The organism is Microbacterium sp. AG157, from assembly GCF_003385695.1.
Taxonomy (GTDB): Bacteria; Actinomycetota; Actinomycetes; order Actinomycetales; family Microbacteriaceae; genus Microbacterium; species Microbacterium testaceum.
Genome location: NZ_QRDK01000003.1, coordinates 372,101 through 390,635, shown reverse-complemented (window position 1 = coordinate 390,635; position 18,535 = coordinate 372,101). Strand labels below are relative to the sequence as shown.

At 70.6% G+C, this 18,535-nt stretch carries 17 protein-coding genes and 1 tRNA gene; 12 read left to right on the top strand and 6 right to left on the bottom strand.

All coding sequences use genetic code 11. The features are described 5' to 3' along the window. Positions 1–62 precede the first annotated feature (62 nt). The gene (locus DEU35_RS11095; RefSeq protein ID WP_116239538.1) at positions 63–467 is read right to left on the bottom strand and encodes a hypothetical protein; all 405 of its coding nucleotides are present in this window, start codon (positions 465–467) and stop codon (positions 63–65) included. A 268-nt stretch (positions 468–735) separates the two neighbouring features. Beyond that, positions 736–806 (bottom strand) — tRNA-Gly (locus tag DEU35_RS11090). Positions 807–1,157: 351 nt separating this feature from the next. Between DEU35_RS11090 and dcd the strand changes: the two genes are divergently transcribed. Next, positions 1,158–1,763, top strand: a complete 606-nt coding sequence (gene dcd, locus DEU35_RS11085) for a dCTP deaminase (RefSeq protein ID WP_103207874.1) — start codon at positions 1,158–1,160, stop codon at positions 1,761–1,763. Between the two features lie 58 nt (positions 1,764–1,821). On the opposite strand, the gene DEU35_RS17175 is transcribed toward dcd, so the two are convergent. Beyond that, entirely contained in the window at positions 1,822–2,574 is a 753-nt protein-coding gene (locus DEU35_RS17175) for a hypothetical protein (protein ID WP_181904634.1), read from the bottom strand. Positions 2,575–2,681: 107 nt separating this feature from the next. On the opposite strand from DEU35_RS17175, the gene DEU35_RS11075 reads away from it, so the two are divergent. Beyond that, positions 2,682–3,203 (top strand): MarR family winged helix-turn-helix transcriptional regulator, encoded by a 522-nt coding sequence (locus DEU35_RS11075; RefSeq protein WP_116239537.1) that lies wholly within the window; start codon positions 2,682–2,684, stop codon positions 3,201–3,203. Between the two features lie 107 nt (positions 3,204–3,310). Here the strand turns inward: DEU35_RS11075 and DEU35_RS11070 are convergent, their stop codons facing one another. Then, positions 3,311–4,681 (bottom strand): MFS transporter, encoded by a 1,371-nt coding sequence (locus DEU35_RS11070; protein WP_103208575.1) that lies wholly within the window; start codon positions 4,679–4,681, stop codon positions 3,311–3,313. A gap of 128 nt (positions 4,682–4,809) precedes the next feature. Here DEU35_RS11070 and DEU35_RS11065 point away from each other — a divergent pair, with 128 nt between their 5' ends. From DEU35_RS11065 to DEU35_RS11045, 5 genes are all read left to right on the top strand, one after another. Further along, positions 4,810–6,558, top strand: coding sequence for a DEAD/DEAH box helicase (locus DEU35_RS11065; protein WP_103207879.1), 1,749 nt, complete (start codon positions 4,810–4,812; stop codon positions 6,556–6,558). A gap of 509 nt (positions 6,559–7,067) precedes the next feature. Continuing rightward, entirely contained in the window at positions 7,068–8,942 is a 1,875-nt protein-coding gene (gene dnaK, locus DEU35_RS11060; RefSeq protein WP_116239536.1) for a molecular chaperone DnaK, read from the top strand. Between the two features lie 10 nt (positions 8,943–8,952). Continuing rightward, positions 8,953–9,567 (top strand): nucleotide exchange factor GrpE, encoded by a 615-nt coding sequence (locus tag DEU35_RS11055; protein ID WP_116239535.1) that lies wholly within the window; start codon positions 8,953–8,955, stop codon positions 9,565–9,567. Between the two features lie 11 nt (positions 9,568–9,578). Next, positions 9,579–10,559, top strand: a complete 981-nt coding sequence (locus DEU35_RS11050) for a DnaJ C-terminal domain-containing protein (RefSeq protein WP_116239534.1) — start codon at positions 9,579–9,581, stop codon at positions 10,557–10,559. Positions 10,560–10,650: 91 nt separating this feature from the next. Continuing rightward, complete coding sequence (locus DEU35_RS11045; protein ID WP_103207887.1) at positions 10,651–11,088, top strand: heat shock protein transcriptional repressor HspR; 438 nt, start codon at positions 10,651–10,653, stop codon at positions 11,086–11,088. Positions 11,089–11,204: 116 nt separating this feature from the next. On the opposite strand, the gene DEU35_RS11040 is transcribed toward DEU35_RS11045, so the two are convergent. Continuing rightward, positions 11,205–11,798 (bottom strand): hypothetical protein, encoded by a 594-nt coding sequence (locus tag DEU35_RS11040; protein WP_103207889.1) that lies wholly within the window; start codon positions 11,796–11,798, stop codon positions 11,205–11,207. A 75-nt stretch (positions 11,799–11,873) separates the two neighbouring features. Here DEU35_RS11040 and DEU35_RS11035 point away from each other — a divergent pair, with 75 nt between their 5' ends. The 5 genes from DEU35_RS11035 to hutI are packed head-to-tail and all read left to right on the top strand — an operon-like array spanning position 11,874 to position 17,914. After that, positions 11,874–12,539 carry an IclR family transcriptional regulator gene (locus tag DEU35_RS11035; RefSeq protein WP_103207892.1) on the top strand — a complete coding sequence of 222 codons (666 nt, stop codon included), beginning with the start codon at positions 11,874–11,876 and terminating at the stop codon, positions 12,537–12,539. Further along, a complete protein-coding gene (gene hutU / locus DEU35_RS11030) occupies positions 12,536–14,191 on the top strand; it encodes a urocanate hydratase (RefSeq protein WP_103207895.1) in 1,656 nt (551 codons plus the stop codon). The genes DEU35_RS11035 and hutU overlap by 4 nt, the downstream gene beginning before the upstream one ends. Beyond that, positions 14,188–15,390 (top strand): allantoate amidohydrolase, encoded by a 1,203-nt coding sequence (locus DEU35_RS11025; RefSeq protein WP_103207898.1) that lies wholly within the window; start codon positions 14,188–14,190, stop codon positions 15,388–15,390. Before hutU ends, DEU35_RS11025 begins: the two co-directional genes overlap by 4 nt. Continuing rightward, a complete protein-coding gene (locus DEU35_RS11020) occupies positions 15,387–16,703 on the top strand; it encodes a formimidoylglutamate deiminase (protein ID WP_116239533.1) in 1,317 nt (438 codons plus the stop codon). The genes DEU35_RS11025 and DEU35_RS11020 overlap by 4 nt, the downstream gene beginning before the upstream one ends. After that, a complete protein-coding gene (gene hutI / locus DEU35_RS11015) occupies positions 16,700–17,914 on the top strand; it encodes an imidazolonepropionase (RefSeq protein ID WP_116239532.1) in 1,215 nt (404 codons plus the stop codon). Before DEU35_RS11020 ends, hutI begins: the two co-directional genes overlap by 4 nt. On the opposite strand, the gene DEU35_RS11010 is transcribed toward hutI, so the two are convergent. Continuing rightward, the gene (locus DEU35_RS11010) at positions 17,877–18,530 is read right to left on the bottom strand and encodes a 4'-phosphopantetheinyl transferase (protein WP_116239531.1); all 654 of its coding nucleotides are present in this window, start codon (positions 18,528–18,530) and stop codon (positions 17,877–17,879) included. The two genes, hutI and DEU35_RS11010, sit on opposite strands and share 38 nt — an antisense overlap. Between the last annotated feature and the right edge of the window lie 5 nt (positions 18,531–18,535).

Below are 18,535 nucleotides of genomic sequence, written 5' to 3'. Positions count from 1 at the left end.
TAATTCCGCGGTGGTCGTCGGGTTCTGGCGTCTCCGACCCTGTGGAGAATCCTGCTCGGCTGTCAGCCGAGGAAGGCGAACAACAGCCGGACGAACCCCCACGCGCACATCACGATCCAGAACAGCGTCCACGCGAGCAGGGTGTAGCCCCAGACAGCCTCGCCCACGCTCATCCGACCTCGTCGGAAGCGGACGCCCAGCACGATCCCGACGATCAACACGGCCGCGACGACCAGAGCGGCGATCGGCTGCTGCCAGACGATGAGCAGCGGCAGGAAGAGGATGACCGCGAACGCCGCCGCGTCGTAGTTGACGCCGCTCGAGGCCGCCTGCATGCCCTGCAGGAGCAGGAACGCGACGATGGCCAACCCGATGACGACCACCTGCAGCCACCCGAGCGCTTTGACCCAGAATGGCAGCCCCGGCTTGTCTGCGGCATCCGGATTCTGCTGAACCACCTCTGTCATGACGTTTCCCCCCCTCGTCGGCCCCTAGTCTGCCCGTGCGGCAGGAAGGGAAGGGGGAGGGGTTGACGGGGAAACACGAAAGCCCTCCCGAGCGGCCATCGGCCGCCCGTGAGGGCTTTGAGGGGCTGACGGGAATCGTCCCCACCGCCCCTCCACGCGCCGCTTCGCAGCGCGCGGAGCCTCTGGCGGTGGGGGCCCACCCGAGGGTTCGATTGACAACAACACGAAAGCCCTCCCAGACGGCCATGGGCCGCCCGTGAGGGCTTTGAGGGGCTGACGGGAATCGAACCCGCGCTATCTGCTTGGGAAGCAGATGTTCTGCCATTGAACTACAGCCCCGTGCGCCTTACGGCAGCCCGGCCAGCATAACAGCGTCTGCGCGGGACCCCGCGGCATCCGCGATGATCCCGCGGTCCGTGCGACGGGCCGGTGCCATCCAAACCGCAGGAGATTCGCGAGGACGCACGCATTTGCCGCCGATCGCATGCGGCCTCGATGAACGCGTGCGTCCTCGACGCGGCGCCACCCCGCCCCACGTCGAGATGACGGGGCATGCGATGGCATCCCGAGTCATGTCGGGAAACGCGGGTGATCTCGACGCCGGGCCACCCCGCCCGAGGCGGCCCCCGACACCTCCCTGGCCCTGAGATCAGTCAGACGCGCCGCGGCCCTCGCCTCTAGGCTGGGGCCGTGCTGCTCTCCGATCGCGATATCCGGGCCGAACTCGACGCGAAGCGCCTCGGCCTCGAGCCCTTCGACCCGGCCATGGTCCAGCCCTCGAGCGTCGACGTGCGTCTCGACCGGTACTTCCGGTTGTTCGACAACCACAAGTACCCCTTCATCGATCCCGCCGAGGATCAGCCCGAGCTCACGCGTCTCATCGAGGTCGAGCCCGACGAGCCGTTCATCCTTCACCCGGGCGAGTTCGCGCTCGGATCGACGTTCGAGCGCGTGAGCCTGCCCGACGACGTCGCCGCGCGCCTCGAGGGCAAGTCGTCGCTCGGGCGTCTCGGGCTGCTCACCCACTCGACCGCGGGGTTCATCGACCCCGGGTTCTCGGGCCACGTCACCCTCGAGCTCTCGAACGTCGCGACGCTGCCCATCAAGCTGTGGCCCGGGATGAAGATCGGGCAGGTCTGTTACTTCCGGCTCACGTCGCCGGCCGAGAACCCCTACGGATCCGGTCCCTACGGCAACCGCTACCAGGGTCAGCGCGGCCCGACGGCCTCGCGCTCGTCGCTGAACTTCCACCGCACCGACGTCGGTTCCACCGACGAGGGGTCTGCGGGACGCTGACCGAACGACGACGCGGCGGGCTCCCGAGGGAGGTCCCGCCGCGTCGTGTTCTCGATGATCACTCGGATGCCGCGGACTCGCGCCCACGGATGAACCCGGCGTCGAAACCGCGCTCGTAGGCGCGCTCGGCCGCCCGGTGCCCGCGCTCGTGCCGGTGGCCGTGGTCGCCGTGGCGGGGGTCACCGCCCTGCGGGGAGCCGTCGGATGTGCCGTCGCCGTCGGGCCGGTGCCCGTCGGTGTGCCCGCCGTGGCGGGGTCCGAAGCCGTGGTGGGCATTGCCGCCGTCGCCGCGTCGGTGATCGCGCTCGCCGCCGCCGAAGCGGGGGCCGCCGCGCATGCCGGGGCCGAATCCGCGGCCCGAGCCGGGGCCGAACGGGCCGGGACCGAAGCCGAACCCGCGCGGACCGCGCGAGCCGGCGTCTTCCTCGAGCCCGAGGGCCTCGGAGATCGTGTCGAGAGCGGCGGTGAGGCGCTCGATCTCGTCGGCCGGGACCTGGGACAGAAGCGCCTGGCGGTCGGCATCCACTCGATCGAGCGTCTGACGACCCTCGTCGGTGAGCGTCCAGCCGTCGCCGGCGGGGGCGATCCATCCCCGGTCGGCGAGGGCGCTGATGCGCTTGCCGCCGCGGGCGATGCGGTCGCTGATCCACGGGGCGTCGAGGCGCCCGTCGATCACGGAGAGGACCAGGACGGTCTTCGGGTGCAGGTCGCCGTCGCGCAACGGGGTGAGCAGACGGTGGTGCAGCGCGTGGCCGACCGTCGTGAGGCGGTGGGCGAGGATGCGGGGGTCGTGAGGTGTGGGGGTGTTCATGGGGAGTCCTTTCGTGGGCGGTCGATCCGCCATTGCATGTCATGTGACAACGAATGTACTGTGACATGCATTCCCGATGCTTGTCAAGCGACATGTAAAATCTCCTCATGTCCACCGACCCCGCCGACGAGATCGCCGCCGCCCTCGGGCGTCTGCGCGGTCGTCGCCCGCGGCCGCCGTTCCCGGCCGAGGCGCACCATCACCCGCACGGCGACCACGGCGGTGGGCACGGGGGGCCGTGGGGCCGCGGCGCTCCGCCGTGGGTCGCCGATCCTTCGCACGGGCGCTTCGGTGGACCCGCGCGGCTCCGCATGCTCGACGCGCTGGTCGCGGCATCCGGATCCCTCTCGGTCAGCGAGATCGGCGAGGTCGTGGGCGTCGATCAGCCCCGTGCCTCGCGCCTCGTGCAGCAGGCCGCGCAGATGGGGCTGGTCGCGCGCGAACCCGATCCCGACGACGCCCGCCGCACGCGCGTGCGCCTCACCCCCGAGGGCGAGGGGCTCGTGTCGGGCTTCCGGGGGCGCAGACGGGATGCCGTGCGCTCCGCGCTCGAGTCCTTCAGCGACGCCGAGCGCGTGGAGTTCGCCCGCCTCTTGGCGAAGTTCGCCGACTCCTGGCCGCGCGACTGAGGTCGCGGCATCCGGATTCTCGACGGTGGACCACGCGGTCCGCGCGAGATCACCCGACCGGGACCACGCGCACCGTGTGATCTGGCGAAGCTCCGTGCCGGCGCGTGTCAGGCGATGACGGCGGGCTTCGCCTTCACCGGGATCATCAGCAGCAGCCCCGCGCCGAGGATCAGCACGATGCCCAGGATGCCGAGGCGCGTGTCACCCGTCAGTCCGACGAACAGCGCGAACAGGCCCGGGGCCAGGAACGACACGGCGCGACCGGTCGTGGCGTAGAGGCCGAAGATCTCGCCCTCGCGACCCTCCGGAGCGACGCGCGCCAGGAACGATCTGCTCGCCGACTGCACCGGGCCGACGAAGGCGCACAGGCCCAGGCCCACGATCCAGAACGCCGTCTGCGAGGTGCCGATGAACAGCACCGCGCTGCCGAGCACGATGAGGCCGACGAGCGAGGCCATGATGACGCGCTTGGGTCCGAACCGGTCGTCCAGGCGTCCGGCCGCGAAGGTGCTGATGCCGGCGACGACGTTCGCCGCGACGGCGAAGTACAGCACCTGCGTCGAGCTGAAGCCGAAGACCTGCGCGGCGATGATCGCCCCGAAGGTGAAGACGCCCGTCAGCCCGTCGCGGAACACCGCGCTGGCGACGAGGAACACCAGGACCTGTCGGCTGTCGCTCCACAGCGATCGCAACGTGGCCCACAGCAGAACGTAGGAGCGGAAGAAGCTGACCTTCACCCGACGCTCCCGGGCCGGGATCTCCGGCACGCGCAGCAGCACCGGAATCGCGAAGACGGCGTACCAGAGGGCGGATGCCACCACCGCCAGGCGGATGTTCCACCCGTCGTCCTTGGTCACGGCGAGGAGCCCACCGGCATCCGCAGTCCCGAAGCTCTGGATGAACAGCACGAGCAGCAGGATCAGCAGAACGATGCCGCCGACGTACCCCATGCCCCAGCCGAAGCCGGAGACGCGGCCGATGTTCTCGCGGGTCGAGACCTGGGTGAGCATCGCGTAGTAGTTGACGCTGGCGAACTCGAAGAAGACGTTGCCGACCGCGATCAGTGTCGCGCCCAGCACGAGGAACCGGGGAGTGCCCTCCACGAACACCATCGCCGCCATGGCGAGCACCACGAGACCGGTGTTGATGCCGAGCCAGAGCTTGCGGCGGCCGGTGCCGTCGGATCGTTGGCCCAGGACGGGGGCGACGAGGGCCACCACGATCCCCGCGATCATCAGCGCGACCCCGACGAGGGTCGCGTTGTCGGCGAGGGCGCGCACGAGGGCGGGGTCTTTGTCGTCGCCGTTCGCGGCCGCCACGATCCGCGGATCGACGAAGAGCTGGCTGGCCAGATAGGTGCTGAAGACGAAGGTCGTCACGACGGCGTTGAAGGCCGCGGACCCCCAGTCCCAGAGGGCCCAGGCGATCACCTGTCGGCGGTCGGTGGCGGGAGCTGCGGTGGTGCCGGGGGAGGACATGTCGGTCACGCTAGGGTCCTTCGGTGAACGCCCGGTACGGCCGGGGAGGCAGCCGCGCCGTCGTCGGCGCGCGGGTTCAGGTTAGACCCCGGCCCGCGCGAGAGCGCGGAGGAGACTACCGTGGAGTCATGGCATCCGAAACCCCCGTCGACTCCGCTGAAGCCGAGACCGCCCCCGAGAAGCTCACCTTCGCCGATCTGGGACTGGATGCCGCTGTGCTCAAGGCCCTGAAGGATGTGGGGTACGAGACCCCGTCCGCGATCCAGGCCGCCACGATCCCCGTGCTGCTGCAGGGGCGCGACGTCGTCGGCCTCGCTCAGACCGGAACCGGCAAGACCGCCGCCTTCGCACTGCCGGTGCTCTCGCAGATGGAGACCGGCCACAAGAACCCCCAGGCCCTCGTGCTGGCACCCACCCGTGAGCTCGCCCTGCAGGTGTGCGAGGCGTTCGAGAAGTACGCCGCGCACATCAAGGGCGTCTCGGTGCTGCCCGTCTACGGCGGCCAGGGCTACGGTCAGCAGCTGTCGGCCCTGCGCCGCGGTGTCGACATCGTCGTGGGCACCCCCGGTCGCATCATGGACCATCTCGACAAGGGCACCCTCGACCTGAGCGAGCTCAAGTACCTCGTGCTCGACGAGGCCGACGAGATGCTCAAGATGGGCTTCGCCGAAGACGTCGAGACGATCCTCGCCGACACCCCGTCGACCAAGCAGGTCGCGCTGTTCTCGGCGACCATGCCGGCGCAGATCCGCCGCATCTCGGCGCAGTACCTCAACGATCCCGAAGAGATCACGGTCAAGACCAAGACCGCGACCTCGACGAACATCGCCCAGCGCTACCTGATCGTGTCGTACCAGCAGAAGATCGACGCCCTCACGCGCATCCTCGAGGTCGAGAACTTCGAGGGCATGATCGTCTTCACCCGCACGAAGAACGAGACCGAGACGGTCGCCGAGAAACTGCGCGCCCGCGGCTACACCGCGGCGGCGATCAACGGCGACGTCGCCCAGGTGCAGCGCGAGCGCACGGTCAACCAGCTGAAGTCGGGCAAGCTCGACATCCTCGTCGCCACCGACGTCGCCGCGCGCGGTCTCGACGTCGACCGCATCAGCCACGTCGTCAACTACGACCTGCCGATCGACACCGAGTCGTACGTGCACCGCATCGGTCGCACCGGCCGCGCGGGTCGCACCGGCGACGCGATCAGCTTCGTCACCCCGCGCGAGCGCCGCATGCTCACCGCGATCGAGAAGGCCACGCGCCAGCCGCTGACCGAGATGTCGCTGCCGAGCGTCGACGACGTCAACGCGACGCGCCTCACCCGCTTCGACGACGCCATCACCGCCGCCCTCGAGGACACCGCCGCGATCGCGACCTTCCGCGACGTGGTGGCCCACTACGTGGCGCATCACGACGTCCCCGAGGCCGACGTGGCCGCAGCTCTCGCCGTGGTCGCCCAGGGCGACACCCCGCTGCTGCTCGAGGCCGAGGCGTTCCGTCAGCAGCGCTTCGACAACGACCGGCCCGCGCGCGACTCGCGCGACGGCGCGTCGCGCGACGGCGGCCCGCGCCGCGACACCTCCGGCCGCTTCGCCACCTACCGCATCGCGGTCGGTCGTCGCCAGCGCGTCGAGCCCCGCCAGATCGTCGGCGCCCTCGCCAACGAGGGGGGTCTGCGCCGGGGCGATTTCGGCGCGATCCAGATCCGCCAGGACTTCTCGCTCGTCGAGCTCCCCGCCGACCTGTCGAGCGACACGATCGGCCGCCTCGCCGACACGCGGATCTCGGGTCAGCTGATCGATCTGCGCCTCGACCAGGGCGGTCGCTCCGCCAAGCGCAGCGACCGTCCCCAGCGCCGCGACCGCGACCGCGACTGAGTCACGGCATCCGTTCGACGCCCCCGTATCCCGTTGAGGGTGCGGGGGCGTCGTGCGTGGTGGGGGTGCGGGCGCGTTCGCGCGAGCCGTGTCCCACTCCTGGTTGCCTGAGGCCCGCTCGGGCCGCCCTTTTCGGGACATGGTTTGCACAGATCGGGACATGGGTGGGCGAGAGATGGCCGCCCCGGTCTCTTCCGACCATGTCCCGCTTTTGGTTGCCGGCGGCCCGCTTAGGCCGCCCATTTCGGGACATGGTCTGCGCAGATCGGGACAGGGGTGGAGGGATGCCGGAACACCGGGGATACGCGGGGCGGGCCGGGGACGCGCGGGGCTGGGCGCAGGGTCTCCGCGCTCGTGGTATCCCGAAGTTGAGCCGATTCATATCAACTCTTCTTGACGGGTCGACGGGCGTGCGTTAGCCTTGAGTCATCGCGGCTCAACCCGCGCAGAGACTTTCATCCAGAACCCCGAGCGCGGCAACGGCCGTGCTCACAAGCAAGGAGACACATATGCCCCGTGCAGTGGGAATCGACCTCGGTACGACCAACTCCGTCGTGAGCGTGCTCGAGGGTGGCGAGCCCAAGGTCATCGCCAACGCCGAGGGTTTCCGCACGACCCCCTCGGTCGTCGCCTTCACGAAGGACGGCGAGGTGCTCGTCGGCGAGACCGCCAAGCGCCAGGCCGTCACCAACGTCGACCGCACGATCTCCAGCGTGAAGCGCCACATGGGCACCACCTGGACCTTCGACGTCGACGGCAAGAAGTGGACGCCGCAGGAGATCTCGGCCCGCATCCTGCAGAAGCTCAAGCGCGACGCCGAGGAGTACCTCGGTGACAGCGTCACCGATGCCGTCATCACGGTCCCCGCGTACTTCAACGACGCCGAGCGTCAGGCCACCAAGGAGGCCGGTGAGATCGCGGGCCTCAACGTGCTGCGCATCATCAACGAGCCCACCGCCGCGGCCCTCGCGTACGGCCTCGACAAGGGCAAGGAAGACGAGCTCATCCTCGTCTTCGACCTCGGTGGCGGAACGTTCGACGTCTCGCTGCTCGAAGTGGGCAAGGACGACGACTTCTCGACCATCCAGGTGCGCGCCACCTCCGGCGACAACCGCCTCGGTGGAGACGACTGGGACCAGCGCGTCGTCGACTACCTCATCAAGCAGTTCAAGGACACCACGGGCGTCGACGTCTCGGGTGACAAGATCGCCCTGCAGCGCCTGAAGGAAGCGGCCGAGCAGGCCAAGAAGGAGCTGTCGAGCTCGACCTCGACCAGCATCAACCTGCCGTACCTGTCGCTCACCGACTCGGGCCCCGTCTCGCTCAGCGAGACCCTCACGCGCGCGAAGTTCGAGGACCTCACCAAGGACCTCCTCGACCGCACCCGCAAGCCCTTCTCCGACGTCATCCGCGAGGCCGGTGTCAAGGTCGACGACATCGCCCACGTGGTGCTCGTCGGCGGCTCGACCCGCATGCCCGCGGTCGCCGAGCTCGTCAAGAAGGAGACGGGCAAGGATGCCAACAAGGGCGTGAACCCCGACGAGGTCGTGGCCGTGGGTGCAGCCCTGCAGGCCGGTGTCCTCAAGGGCGAGCGCAAGGACGTCCTGCTCATCGACGTCACCCCCCTGAGCCTCGGCATCGAGACCAAGGGCGGCATCATGACCAAGCTCATCGAGCGCAACACGGCCATCCCGACCAAGCGCAGCGAGACCTTCACCACCGCCGACGACAACCAGCCGTCGGTCGCGATCCAGGTCTTCCAGGGCGAGCGCGAGTTCACCCGCGACAACAAGCCGCTGGGCACCTTCGAGCTCACCGGCATCGCCCCGGCTCCCCGCGGCATTCCGCAGGTGGAGGTCACCTTCGACATCGACGCGAACGGCATCGTGCACGTCTCGGCGAAGGACAAGGGCACCGGCAAGGAGCAGTCGATGACCATCACCGGCGGTTCGTCGCTGCCGAAGGAAGACATCGAGCGCATGGTGCGCGAGGCCGAAGAGAACGCGGCCGACGACAAGAAGCGCCGCGAGTCCGCCGAGACCCGCAACCAGGCCGAGACCCTGTCGTACTCGATCGAGAAGCTGATCAAGGAGAACGAGGACAAGCTCCCCGCCGAGGTCAAGACCGAGGTGCAGGGCGATGTCGACGCACTCAAGACGGCTCTCGCCGACGACGACGACGACGCGGTCAAGACCGCGTTCGACAAGTTGAACGCCAGCCAGGGCAAGCTCGGCGAGGCCATCTACGCCTCCTCGCAGGCCGCGGGCGAGCAGGCCGACCCCAACGTGGGTCAGCCCGGCAACGGTGAGACGCCGAACCCCGAGGAAGACGTCATCGACGCCGAGGTCGTCGACGACGAACCGACCGACGAGAACAAGAAGTAAGCGATAGAACATGGCACACAAGGACGACGAACAGCCCACGGGCTCGGGCGCCGGTCCTGACGAGACGGGGCCGGAGGAGAACACCTCCGGCCCCGCGCCGTCGGGCGAGCAGTCCGAGACGCAGGAACCGGATGCCGAGGGCCTGACCATCGACGACATCCTCGGGGCCGAGCAGACGCCCGAGGCCGCCGCAGAGGGGGCTTCCTCCGACAAGGAGGCCTCGCTGCTGATCGACCTCAAGCGCCTGCAGGCCGAGTACGCCAACTACCGTCGGCGCACCGAGGAGCAGCGCGAGCGCGAGATCGAGCGCGCCAAGGGTGAGGCCGTGAAGGGCCTGCTACCCGTCATGGACGACCTCGACCGCGCCGCCAAGCACGGCGATCTGGTCGAGGGCACCCCGCTCGCGGCCATCGGTGACAAGGTGCGGGCCGTGGCCGAGCGCCTCGGCGTGGTCTCGTACGGCGCCGTCGGCGACGTGTTCGACCCGCAGCAGCACGAGGCGATCTTCCAGGCCCCGACTCCGGGCGTGACCGAGACGACGATCCTCGAGGTCGTCGAGGTCGGGTACCGCCTCGGTTCGGTCGAACTGCGACCGGCGAAGGTCGTCGTCGCCGTGCCGGCCTAGGAGGAGGACGAATGGCGAGTCAGGACTGGTTCGACAAGGACTTCTACAAGGTCCTCGGTGTCGACAAGAGCGTCAGCGCTGCCGATCTGAAGAAGACGTACCGCAAGCTCGCGCGCCAGTACCACCCCGACTCGAACCCGGGAGACGCGAAGGCCGAGGCGAAGTTCAAAGAGATCAGCGAGGCCTATTCGGTGCTCAACGACCCCGAGCAGCGCGAGGAGTACGACCAGATCCGGGCCATGGGCTCGGGGGCGCGCTTCTCGGCTCCCGGGGCCGGGGGCGGGGGCGGCTTCGACGACGTCTTCAGCCGTTTCGGCCAGGGGCGGCAGGCGCCGTCGGGCGGCTTCGACGACTTCTTCACGATGTTCGACCAGCAGGGCGGCGGCTTCGGCTCCGGCCGGTTCGGTCAGACGACCGGAGGGTTCCGCGGCTTCGGCGGCCCGCAGAAGGGCGCCGACGTCACCGCGCGGACGACGCTCGACTTCGTCACCGCGGCCAAGGGCGAGACCATCACCCTCGCGGGTGAAGACAACGTGCCGTTCAAAGTGAAGATCCCGGCGGGCGTCTCGGACGGGCAGAAGATCCGTCTGCGCGGACGGGGGCGCAAGTCGCCCGACGGCGGCGAGAGCGGCGACATCGTCGTGACCGTCGCGGTGCGTCCGCACCCGGTGTTCACGAGAGACGGACTCAACCTCCGCCTCACCGTGCCGGTCACTTTCACCGAGGCGGCGCTGGGCGCGACCATCGAGGTGCCGACGCTGGGGGGCGACCCCGTCCGCCTGCGCGTCGCCCCCGGAACACCGTCCGGCCGCGTGCTCCGCGTCAAGGGACGGGGGATCGAGACCGCGAAGGGCTCCGGCGACCTGCTCGCCGAGGTCCAGGTCGCGGTTCCCACTCATCTCGACGACGCCGCCCGCGAGGCCCTCGAGCGGTTCCACGAGCTCGAGCCCAAAGAGAACCCCCGCGCCGACCTGATGGCCAAGGCGCGATAACACCGCGCGCGTCGCCGCGGTTCTCGGCATCCGATACGACAGGATGCCGAGAACCCGGCACGCCGTCCGGCACGACGAAAGAGGTGAAGACGTGTCCGAGAGAGAGATCGACGAAGACGCCCCGATCTTCGCCATCGCCGCGGCCGCCGAGCTGTCGAACATGCACCCGCAGACTCTGCGACAGTACGACCGGCTCGGTCTCGTCGTGCCCGCGCGCACCCAGGGCGGGTCGCGCCGGTACTCCAGCCGACACGTGCAACAGTTGCGCGAGGTCGCCCGTCTTTCCGGCGAGGGGATGAGCCTGCCGGCGATCGCCCGCCTGCTCGCCCTCGAGGAGCGGGTGCACGAGCTCGCCCGCCGCGTGAACGACCTCGAACGTCAGCTCACGGTCGAGCGGCAATCCCGCCCCGGGGCCCGTGTCTTCGCGGCCGGTGCGACGGGATCGGTCGTCACGCTCCGCCACGGAGCCCGCGTGCGCCGCGCCACCGACATCGTGCTCTGGCGCCCGCGTGGCCCGCACGACGACTGAGACGTCGTCTTTTCGTCCGGGCTTCAGAGAGCCCGTTCCGCGTCGACTTGCGCGCCGATCTCCGCGCGCGTCCGTGTCGCGGATCCAACGCCTCTTCCCGGTGACAGCGCCGTGCCTCAGGCCGGGTCGAGCCGCAGCACCGTCGGGGATTCGCCGAGCTTCAGGTCGTCGACCACGCGGATTGTGCGCGCCACCTCGTCGACCGACGAGATGATCGTGCCGAAGCGCTCGCGGTCCGCGCACACGGCCGTCACCGTGACGAAGTGCGAACCCGTGTCCCACGTGTAGGTGGCGAAGGGCGGGGTCTTCGGATCGCTCGGGAGCGGCATCGCGAGCTTCTCGCCCACGCCGAGGTGCGGGTTTCGGAACGACTCGGTGTCGTCGTACTCCATCGGCATCATGGCGCGCGCCGTGCGCAGCTGGGGCGTGGCCTCTTGCAGCTGCGCCATGACGACGAGCAGCTCGGGGTCGCTCTTCCAGACCCACACGAGCACGCGCCCGGCCGCGCGGCGCATGAGCAGGGGCGCCGCCTGACTGAGGATCCAGGCGAAGGCGCCGCCGCCCGGCTTCGGCGTGGCGCCGGTGGCCTGATTGGCCTGGCTCAGCAGCATGCCGATGGCGGCCTTCCGGTGGCGGCGGCCACGGAATCCGAGGGAACCCGTCACGGGAACCCAGAGGTCGGCGGGGGCGTCGGCCTGCAGTCGGGACATGGGTCCAGCCTAGAAGGCATCCATGCTTGTCATCTGGTGAAACATGTATTTTACTGGACGGCATTAAGGAGGGTCATGGCCGAGAACCCCACCCGCACCGTCGATCGGGCTCTGTCGCTGCTCGCGACCGTCTGCAATGACGGGCCGCTGACTCTGGCGGATGCCGCGCGGGCGGCGGGGCTGTCGGCCAGCACCGCCCTGCGCCTCCTGCGCACTCTCGAAGCGCAGGAGTTCGTCCGGCGCTCCGACGACGGTCGCTACGCGGCCGGCGCGCGCATGATTCAGCTGGGCGCGCGAGCCCTATCGAATGACTCGCTCGTCTCCCTCGCCGAGTCCGCCCTGGCGCGGGTCGTGGCCCAGACCGGCGAATCGACCTACCTCGCCGTGCGCGGCGCGGGCGACACCGCGCTCTACGTCGCGATCGTCGAGGGCACCCACTCGATCCGGCACGCGAGTTGGGTCGGACGCACCATTCCGCTGCACGGCTCCGCCGCCGGAGCGGTGCTCGCCGGAGAGACCGGCCTCGAAGGCTACGTCGTCGTCACCCAGGGCGTCGAAGACGACATCACCGCGATCGCCGCACCGGTCGTCGTGGGTGGGCGGGTCGTGGCATCCCTCTCCGTCGTTGTCCCCAGTTACCGCACCACCGCAGCCAAGACCGCCGAGATCGGGCGCTTGCTCCTCGTGGAGAGCCGCTCGATCGGTGCGGTATCCGACCTCGAGGGAGAGAGAACGACATGACTGGACCACGGGAGATCCGCGCGCCGCGAGGGACGACGCTGACAGCGAAGAGCTGGCAGACCGAGGCCCCGCTGCGGATGCTCATGAACAACCTCGACCCCGAGGTCGCGGAACGGCCCGAAGACCTCATCGTCTACGGCGGAACGGGAAAGGCCGCCCGCAACTGGGCGAGCTACGACGCGATCGTCGCGACCCTCGCCGACCTCGACGACGACGAGACACTGCTGGTGCAGTCGGGCAAGCCCGTGGGGGTGTTCCGCACGAACGTGTGGGCACCGCGCGTGCTTCTGGCCAACTCCAACCTCGTCGGCGACTGGGCCACCTGGCCGGAGTTCCGCCGCCTCGAGGCCGAGGGGCTCATGATGTACGGCCAGATGACGGCCGGCTCGTGGATCTACATCGGCACGCAGGGCATCCTGCAGGGCACGTACGAGACGTTCGGCGCCGTGGCGCGCAAGCGTTTCGGCGGCACGCTCGCCGGGACCCTCACCGTCACGGGCGGCTGCGGCGGCATGGGCGGTGCTCAGCCCCTGTCGGTCACCCTCAACGGCGGCGTCGTGCTCATCGTCGACGTCGATGAGACGCGGCTCCGCCGCCGCCAGGGCAAGCGCTACCTCGACGAGGTCACGACCGACCTCGACGACGCGCTCGAGCGCGTGCTCGCCGCGAAGGCCGAGGGCCGTGCGCTCTCTGTCGGCCTCGTCGGCAACAGTGCCGAGGTGCTGCCCGAGTTGCTGCGCCGCGAGGTGCCGGTCGACATCGTCACCGACCAGACCTCGGCCCACGACCCGCTGGCCTACCTCCCCGCGGGCATCGCGTTCGAGGACTGGCGCACCGAGTCGGCCCGCGACCCCGAGGGCTTCACCGTGCGCTCGCGCGAGTCGATGGCCCGCCACGTCGAGGCGATGGTGGAGTTCCAGAAGCGCGGTGCCGAGGTATTCGACTACGGCAACTCGATCCGCGACGAGGCCCGCCAGGGCGGCTACGCCGACGCGTTCGCCTTCCCCGGCTTCGTGCCGGCCTACATCCGCCCGCTGTTCTGCGAGGGCCTCGGTCCGTTCCGCTGGGTGGCGCTGTCGGGCGACCCGGCCGACATCGCCGTCACCGACCAGGCGATCCTCGAGCTCTTCCCCGAGAACGAGGGACTCAAGCGCTGGATCACCGCGGCGCAGGAGCACGTCGAGTTCGAGGGTCTTCCGGCCCGCATCTGCTGGCTCGGCTACGGCGACCGCGCCAAGGCGGCTGTCCGCTTCAACGAGCTCGTCGCCGAGGGCAAGATCTCGGCGCCGATCGTCATCGGTCGTGACCACCTCGACTCCGGCTCGGTGGCCTCGCCCTACCGGGAGACGGAGGCGATGGCGGACGGATCGGATGCCATCGCCGACTGGCCGATTCTGAACGCACTCATCAACACGGCCTCGGGTGCGACCTGGGTGTCGCTGCACCACGGTGGCGGCGTCGGCATCGGCCGCTCCATTCACGCGGGCCAGGTCTCGGTCGCCGACGGCACGGAGCTCGCCGCCGAGAAGCTGCAGCGTCTGCTGACGAACGACCCCGGCATGGGCGTCATCCGTCACGTGGATGCCGGATACGACCGCGCGATCGAGGTCGCCCGAGAGCGCGGGGTGCGCGTACCCATGCTCGATTCATGACCTCCGTCACCGCTCTCCTCGACGCCATCTCGGGCATCGGCCGCGAGCCCCGCAGCGGCGGGTACGCCCGCCCGGTGTTCTCGACCGCCGAGCGCGACCTGCGCGCGTGGTTCGTCGCCGAGGCCGAGGCGCGTGGGCTCGACGTCGAGGTCGACCGCAACGGCATCCTGTGGGCGTGGTGGGGGATGCCGGGACCCGGCGCCGTCGTGACCGGCAGCCACCTCGACTCGGTGCCCGGCGGCGGGGCGTTCGACGGCCCGCTGGGGGTCGCGGCGGCGCTCGCTGCGGTCGACGTGCTGCGCGAGCGCGGGTTCACGCCCGCGAAGCCCCTCGCGATCGCGGTGTTCCCCGAGGAGGAGGGTTCGCGCTTCGGCGTCGCGTGCCTCGGCTCACGGCTGCTCACGGGAGCCTTGTCTCCCGACGCTGCGCGGCGGCTCACCGACCGCGAGGGCGACACGCTCGCCGAGGTCTTCGCCGCGGGCGGTATCGACCCGGCGAGGATCGGCCCCGACCCCGAGACGCTCGGGCGCATCGGTGTCTTCGTCGAGCTGCACGTCGAGCAGGGGCGCGGGCTCATCGACCTCGATCGCCCCTTCGCCGTGGCGGAGTCGATCCTCGGCCACGGCCGGTTCAAGGTGTCGGTGCGCGGCGAGGGCAATCACGCCGGCACCACGCTCATGGCCGATCGCCGCGACCCCCTGGTCGCCGCCGCCGGCATGGTCGGGCGCATCGCCGAGCTCGCCGGCGCCGTCGACGACGCCCGAGCCACCGTCGGCCGCTTCGAGCCCGTGCCCGGCGGCACCAACGTCATCGCGTCGTCGGTCGACTTCTGGATCGACGCCCGGCATCCCGACGACGCCGTCACCCGCCGTCTCGTCGCCGACATCGACCGCATGTGCGTCGAGCTCGCCGCCGCCCGCGGGTGCGAGGCCGTCCTGGTCGAGGAGTCGTGGAGCCCCACGGTCGGCTTCGACCCGAGCCTCGCCCGTCGCCTGGGCTCGACGCTGCCCGACGCTCCGTACCTGCGCACGGGCGCCGGACACGACGCCGGCATCCTCGCGAGCGCCGTGCCCACCGGCATGCTCTTCGTCCGCAATCCCTCGGGCATCTCGCACTCCCCCGAGGAGCACGTCGTCGACACCGATGCGGATGCCTCCGCCGCGGCGCTCGCCGACGTGCTGCAGGATCTGCTGGCATGACGCGCTTCTGGGCACCGCGGGCGTGGATCGGCGACGCCGTGGCGAACGACGTGCGGGTGACGGCATCCGAGGGTCTCATCGCCTCCGTCGAGACGGGGGCGACCCCGGATGCCGCCGACCATCGCCTCGACGGACTCGCCCTGCCGGGCGCGATCAACGCGCACTCGCACGCCTTCCACCGGCTGCTTCGCGGCCGCACGCACGGCGACGGCGGAAGCTTCTGGACCTGGCGCGAGCTGATGTACCGCGAGGCCGGTCGACTCGATCCGGACTCCTACGAGCGTGTGGCCACGGCGGTCTACGCCGAGATGGTCGCCGCGGGATGGACCTCGGTCGCCGAGTTCCACTACGTGCATCACGCGCCCGACGCCTCGCCCTACGCCCCCGCGCACGCCATGGAGCGCGCGCTCGCGCGCGCGGCCCGGGCCAGTGGCATCCGTCTCACCCTGCTCGACACGTGCTACCTCTCCAGCGGCTTCGGTTCACCGCTCGAACCCGCCCAGCGGCGCTTCGGGGACGCGGATGCCGAGACCTGGCTCACGCGTCTGTCGGCGCTGCGCGGGGCGTTCGCCGACGAGCACCCCGAGGTCGTGGTCGGGGCGGCCGTGCACTCGGTGCGTGCCGTGCCCGTCGCCGCGTTGGAGCGGATCGGCGCGGAGCTGGACCCGGCGATCCCGCTGCACGTACACCTGTCGGAGCAACCCGCCGAGAACGCGGCGTGCATCGAGGCCACGGGCCTCACGCCCACCGGGCTCCTCGCCCGCAGCGGCCTGCTGTCGTCGCGCCTGTCGGTCGTGCACGCCACCCACCTCACCGACGACGACATCGACGCGCTCGGCGCCGCTCGCGCGAGCATCGTGATGTGCCCGACCACCGAGGCCGACCTGGGGGACGGCATCGGTCCCGCCCGCCGCCTCGCCGACGCGGGGGCGCGTCTCGCGCTCGGCACCGATCAGCACGCCGTGGTCGATCCTCTGCTCGAGGCCCGCGCGCTCGAACACGGCGAGCGGCTCGCGTCGCGGCGTCGCGGGCGCTTCTCGCCCGCCGAGCTCGTGGCGGCGCTCACACGGGGTGGAGCCTCGGCGGTGGGACGCTCGCTCGGCGAGATCGCCGTGGGGCAGCCCTGCGACCTCCTCGTCGTCGACGAGACGAGCGCCCGCACGGCCGGAAGCGACCCCGGTCAACTCGTGCTGAGCGCCACCGCGCACGACGTCACCCGTGTGATCATCGGGGGACGCGAGCGCGCCGTGGGCGGCACGCACACCGACCTCGGACCCATCGGAGATCTGCTGCGAAAGGCGATGAGCGCATGACCTCGACCGTGATCACCCGCATCGGAGAGCTCATGACCGTCGACGACGAGGAGCGCGTGCTCCACGACGCCGCCGTGGTCATCGACGCAGACCGCATCGCCTGGATCGGTGCGGCGTCCGAGGCTCCCGCGGCAGACGAGCGGGTGGATGCCGCCGGCCGGGCGCTGCTGCCGGGCTGGGTCGATTCGCACACCCACCTTGTCTTCGACGGTGACCGTACGGCCGAGTTCGAGGCCCGTATGGCAGGACAGAGCTACGCCGCGGGCGGGATCGCGGTGACGCGGGATGCCACCCGGACCGCCTCCGACGACCGTCTCGCCGCGCTTCTCACCGCCCGCGTCCGCGAGGCCCGCGCGCAGGGCACGACGTGGATCGAGACCAAGACGGGCTACGGGCTCGATCTCGCCAGCGAGGAGCGCAGCGCGCGGATCGCCGCGGCGGGGGTCGATGACGCGACCTTCCTCGGGGCGCACCTCGTGCCCGCGGGCCGAGACGCCGACGATTATGTCCGCGAGGTGTGCGGCCCGATGCTCGAGGCGGTACGGCCCTTCGTGTCGTGGGCCGACGTGTTCTGCGAGCGCGGGGCCTTCAGCCCGGAACAGTCGCGCGAGGTGCTTCTGGCCGCCCGGACGTCGGGGTTGGGACTGCGCGTGCATGGCAATCAACTGGGGCACGGCGAGGGCATCCGGCTGGCGGTCGAGCTGGGGGCCGCGAGCGTCGACCACTGCAACTTCGTCTCGGACGCCGACCTGGACGCGCTCGCCGAGGGGTCGACGGTGGCGACGGTGCTCCCGGCCTGCGATCTGTCGACCCGCGCGCCGCTCGCCCCCGCACGGCGGCTGCTCGACGCGCGCGTGGAGGTCGCGATCGCCTCGAACTGCAACCCCGGCACCTCGTACACGAGTTCGATGCCGTTCTGCGTCGCGACCGCCGTGCTGCAGATGGGGTTGAGCGTCGCCGAAGCGGTGCGCGCGGCGACGCGCGGCGGTGCGATCGCCCTCGGCCGCGCCACCGGCGAGGGGGCGGTGGGCTCGATCGCGGTAGGCCACCGCGCCGACCTGCACCTGCTCGATGCTCCCTCGGCGACGCACCTGGCCTACCGGCCCGGGATGCCGCTGACCGCGGCGGTGTGGAAGGACGGGCATCGCGCGCCCGCCTCCGACGAACGGGCGGTCATCGGCGGTGGGGCTCGACCGGCACACTCGCGGTGAGGATCAGGCCGTCCCCCGTCGTCCAGGTACCTCGGAAGAGGCGGGCGCGGCCGGGGGCCGGCACGAGGACGTCGGCCGTGAAGCCCCGCGGATCGGACGTGGGCGTCACCGACACGTCGGTGAAGTCCAGCCATCGCCCGGTCAACGGATACCAGGCCTTGTAGACGGCTTCCTTCGCGCTGAAGAGGAGGCGGTCCCAGTTCCTCGAGGGGACGGGGATGCCCGCGCGGAAGCGCTCGATCTCATCGGGTCGGGCGACGATCCCCAGCACATCACGAGGCAGCGGTTCATCGGGCTCCGCGTCGATCCCGATGCTCGACAGGTGCGCGCGGTCGGCGATCACCGCCGCACGGTAGCCCGCGCAGTGGGTCATGCTGCCCACGATGCCCTCGGGCCACGCCGGAGCTCCGCCCGGTCCGGGGAGAAGGGCGACCGGCGGGTGGCCCCGTTCGGCGAGGGCGCGGCGGGCGCAGCGCCGCACGGCGCTGAACTCGTTGCGGCGCTGCGGCACGGCGTTCGCGACGACCGCTTCTTCGTCGGGGAAGAGCGGACCCGCGCGTGTGTCGCCGAACTCCTCGACGGCATGAGCGGCGGCCGGCAGGATCGTTTCGATCATGAACC

Excerpts from the sequence above, each read along its gene's own strand:
- DEU35_RS11095 (WP_116239538.1), bottom strand. The coding sequence starts at position 467 with ATGACAGAGGTGGTTCAGCAGAATCCGGATGCCGCAGACAAGCCGGGG.
- DEU35_RS17175 (WP_181904634.1), bottom strand. The coding sequence starts at position 2,574 with ATGAACACCCCCACACCTCACGACCCCCGCATCCTCGCCCACCGCCTC.
- DEU35_RS11075 (WP_116239537.1), top strand. The coding sequence starts at position 2,682 with ATGTCCACCGACCCCGCCGACGAGATCGCCGCCGCCCTCGGGCGTCTG.
- DEU35_RS11070 (WP_103208575.1), bottom strand. The coding sequence starts at position 4,681 with ATGTCCTCCCCCGGCACCACCGCAGCTCCCGCCACCGACCGCCGACAG.
- DEU35_RS11065 (WP_103207879.1), top strand. The coding sequence starts at position 4,810 with ATGGCATCCGAAACCCCCGTCGACTCCGCTGAAGCCGAGACCGCCCCC.
- dnaK (WP_116239536.1), top strand. The coding sequence starts at position 7,068 with ATGCCCCGTGCAGTGGGAATCGACCTCGGTACGACCAACTCCGTCGTG.
- DEU35_RS11055 (WP_116239535.1), top strand. The coding sequence starts at position 8,953 with ATGGCACACAAGGACGACGAACAGCCCACGGGCTCGGGCGCCGGTCCT.
- DEU35_RS11050 (WP_116239534.1), top strand. The coding sequence starts at position 9,579 with ATGGCGAGTCAGGACTGGTTCGACAAGGACTTCTACAAGGTCCTCGGT.
- DEU35_RS11040 (WP_103207889.1), bottom strand. The coding sequence starts at position 11,798 with ATGTCCCGACTGCAGGCCGACGCCCCCGCCGACCTCTGGGTTCCCGTG.
- DEU35_RS11035 (WP_103207892.1), top strand. The coding sequence starts at position 11,874 with ATGGCCGAGAACCCCACCCGCACCGTCGATCGGGCTCTGTCGCTGCTC.
- hutU (WP_103207895.1), top strand. The coding sequence starts at position 12,536 with ATGACTGGACCACGGGAGATCCGCGCGCCGCGAGGGACGACGCTGACA.
- DEU35_RS11025 (WP_103207898.1), top strand. The coding sequence starts at position 14,188 with ATGACCTCCGTCACCGCTCTCCTCGACGCCATCTCGGGCATCGGCCGC.
- DEU35_RS11020 (WP_116239533.1), top strand. The coding sequence starts at position 15,387 with ATGACGCGCTTCTGGGCACCGCGGGCGTGGATCGGCGACGCCGTGGCG.
- hutI (WP_116239532.1), top strand. The coding sequence starts at position 16,700 with ATGACCTCGACCGTGATCACCCGCATCGGAGAGCTCATGACCGTCGAC.
- DEU35_RS11010 (WP_116239531.1), bottom strand. The coding sequence starts at position 18,530 with ATGATCGAAACGATCCTGCCGGCCGCCGCTCATGCCGTCGAGGAGTTC.